Here is a 3,421-nt window from a genome sequence, read left to right on the forward strand (position 1 = left end):
CTAGACTCACGTTAAGTCACTCTCTTAATATAATCAGACGCCTTTACCTGATGATAAGTTGTATTTTGGTAGTGAATTTTCACGGGCTTCGGGTCTACGATTTCTATCGGGATATCGTTATGAACAGCCGTTTCCAGGGCCATTTGAGTAATATTGACACTAAAGGAGGTGCCCATAAATACCATCTTCGAGGCATAACGCATTCGTTCCTGTGCCTCTGATATTCTGTAAAGATCAGTGTAGAACTCATCGAAGAGCAAAACGTAAGGCTTTTGTGAAACGTCTAGCTCTGGTGTAAGTGTGTGCTTACTAATTTTAAACAGGGAAAGTAGTGAGTCGACAAGATTCTCTTCATCCACTTGTTCCCAAGGCGTTTGATAAGTCTCAACCGTTGGGCCTTGCTCATGAAAACGCGTCATTTGATCTAAGCGCCCATGAATTGCGATATAATCTTTGTTGCCGGCCTTACCATCAAGACCATCAATATTTTGGGTGATCAGGTTTTTATCTGCGAGCCAATGGTGGACTTCATTTGGCCCGTGATGGCGATACGTTGCAAAACGATGATAGTACCAAGATAGAAATTCTACCGGGTTTTCGGTGTACATTCGGCGCGTAGCCATTTCCATCGGGGTATAGTTCTTACTGCCAATGGTCCAAAAGCCATCCTCACCTCTAAACGTTGGAATGCCACTTTCTGCGCTAACACCTGCGCCCGTAATATATAAGGTACTCATATTGACTAGCTATTACCTTCTTCATGGCTGTTAGGTTGGGCTCTACTCTCTTCAAGCGCAAGGGAATCAAGCTTTACTGGCTTATGAATATGATAGCCTTGAGAGTAAGTGATGCCTATTTCGGTCAGCTTATCTTGAATCTCTGCTGTTTCAACAAACTCTGCAATCGTTTCTATGCCTATAGCACTTGCGACGTCGGCAATTGATTTGATCATTGCGGTATTTACGGCATCATCGCATAAGTTTTTAACAAATACGCCATCGATTTTTAGGTAGTCAATATTAAGGTCCTTTAGATAGGCATAGGATGAAAAGCCTGTGCCAAAATCGTCGAGTGCAAAGCGACAGCCGAGCGCCCTGAATTTATCGATGAAATTCTGGGTATTATCTAGATGCGTGATCGCCATGCTTTCGGTGATCTCAAAGCAGACTTTATGGGGCGGCACCTTATTCTCTTCAAAGAGATTAACCAGAAAAGCTGAGAATTCTTTTTGACCAATGCTCTGTGGACTGAGGTTAATACTGGCACAGCCGAGCTTTTCCAAGTGCTCGGGGTGTTTACCTAACCAAGCGAAGTAATTCTTGATGACCCAGCGATCTATATTAGGCATGAGGTTATAGCGTTCTGCCGCGGGCAAGAACTGGCCTGGAGAACAAAGGTTGCCGTTGCTATTGATCAGGCGAAGCAGGATTTCGTAATGAAAGTTTTGCTCTTGACCTTGGTTGGGCGCAATGTGTTGAAAGACTAAAAAGAACTGATCATTCGTTAGTGCTTCTTTAATTGTTGTGACCCATTGCATTTCGAGCTGTCGGAACTGTAGGTCTTTATCAGACTCAATGAATACATGAACACGATTACGCCCTTGGTCTTTGGCCATATAGCAAGCAGCATCCGCCATGGCTAGTAGTTGTTCTACATTCTGGTGATAAGGGTATATTTCAACCAAGCCGATACTGACGCCAATGCTGTAACGCTTACCTTCCCAGATAAATAAAAATTTCTCGACGGCTTCTCTGAGACTTTCGGCAATAAGCCTTGCTTTGGGAAGACTTGTTTGGCTAACGAGAATGCCGAATTCATCGCCCCCCAGTCGAGCGATGACCTGCTGAGGCCCGAGCGCTTTTACTTCTTGAAGCAGCTTCTGGCTAATATTTTTTAGCAAGATGTCGCCTGCAGTGTGGCCACAGAGGTCATTCACAATCTTAAACTGGTCTAGATCCATATATAGTAAGCAGGCCGAATCTTCACCTGCTTGAACTTTAAGCAATAACTCTTTTGCTGAACTCTCAAAGGTTCTACGGTTATAAAAGCCTGTTAAAGAGTCGTGCTCAGCCAAATGTTTTAGCTGCTGTTCAAAGGCTTTTCGTTCATTAATATTGATTAGAGTTCCTTCCAGTTCCTCGTTTCCCTGCTCGTTCACATAACGGGCAGAAATATTCACCCACATGGAGTCACCTAGGGAGTTGCTGAGCTGAGCTTCGTAGTCGACAACTTGGCCTGACTTCTTAACCGCTTTGAAAAACTCAGTGAACTCTTTTTCTGAAAGGTAATAACCGTTTAAGTCTTTAGTTTTTCCGCTAAACGACGGAATATCCTCTAAACCTATCAGTGACAAAAAGGCTGGGTTTGCTGACAACAAGGTCCCTTTTTTGTCGTAGCTGAATATTCCCTCAAGTGAATTTTGGTAGAGGTTTTCAAAGCGTTTGAGGTTACCAATAGATTGGGATTGTGCTTGCTCTCGTGCTCGCCTTTCGCTATTGATTCGGTCAGCCAATGCCATTGATATAATAACAATGCCCACGACACCGCCAATATTTCCAGCGTATTCGGTAAAGGTAGAGGAGGGCAAATAGCCCATTTTGCTTGAAGACTTTAGTACGATACCCAAAAAGTAAGCGCCCCATGCGATGCAGAAGAAGCGTGCAATACGCGGGCTAAACCGAAGCATTGCCAAGCAGATAAAGGTGACGCTGCTCATCACTATGACAGTCATGCCACCATTAAGGATGGCTGCCTGGCGATAGGGTAGAAATAGGCTGGTGATAGCAGAGACAACAGTCAAAAAAGTAAGCAACTTGATACCACGGTAGAGGATACTTTTCTCTGGTATGGGGAGTATTGTCCGGGTGAAGAGCATCGTAGATAGTAAGCCAAAAGAGATAAAGGTAATTGCAGATATTTGATGCCAGCTGGGCGCACTAGGCCAGAACCATTGATAGGCAAAGCCATCTAGTGAACTATGCATCCCAGCCATACAAAGGATGAAAAAGCTGTAGAGCAAGTAGGTTTTGTCGCGGATGATTAGAAACAGGCACAGGTTATAGGCACTCATAATCAAAAGCGCACTTAAAAAGCAGCCGTAGAGAAATAGTGAGTTATTCGCTTGTAGTAGAAAACTCTCTTGCTCCCATAGTTGCAAAGGAACCTGAAGAGAGCCTTCACTGCTCACCTTCACAAAGTACTCTTGAGGCTGCCCGGCAGAGAGCTCAAGTGGTAAAACAAAAGTAGGAAACTCGATGGGTCTTTGTGCAAAATTGAATCGGTCTCCGGTTTCGACAAGTTTTTTTAGAGTCACCGAATGAGAAGGTGAACCTGGAATGCTGTGAAACAACTGTATATTATCTAGCTGGCTATAGTTGACGTGTAGGTAAGCGGGTATATCAACAGGCGTCTCGTTTTGTAC

The 3,421-nt window shown here is 44.1% G+C and carries 2 protein-coding genes; both read right to left on the minus strand.

What is annotated here, in order from left to right; all coding sequences use genetic code 11:
- Positions 1-11: 11 nt before the first annotated feature.
- Positions 12-737, minus strand: coding sequence for a Sir2 family NAD-dependent protein deacetylase (locus A3761_RS18840; RefSeq protein WP_068516137.1), 726 nt, complete (start codon positions 735-737; stop codon positions 12-14).
- A gap of 5 nt (positions 738-742) precedes the next feature.
- Positions 743-3,421, minus strand: a 2,679-nt coding sequence (locus A3761_RS18845) for an EAL domain-containing protein (RefSeq protein ID WP_068750686.1), incomplete at its 5' end; no start/stop codon positions are given.

Source organism: Oleiphilus sp. HI0123, from assembly GCF_001635315.1.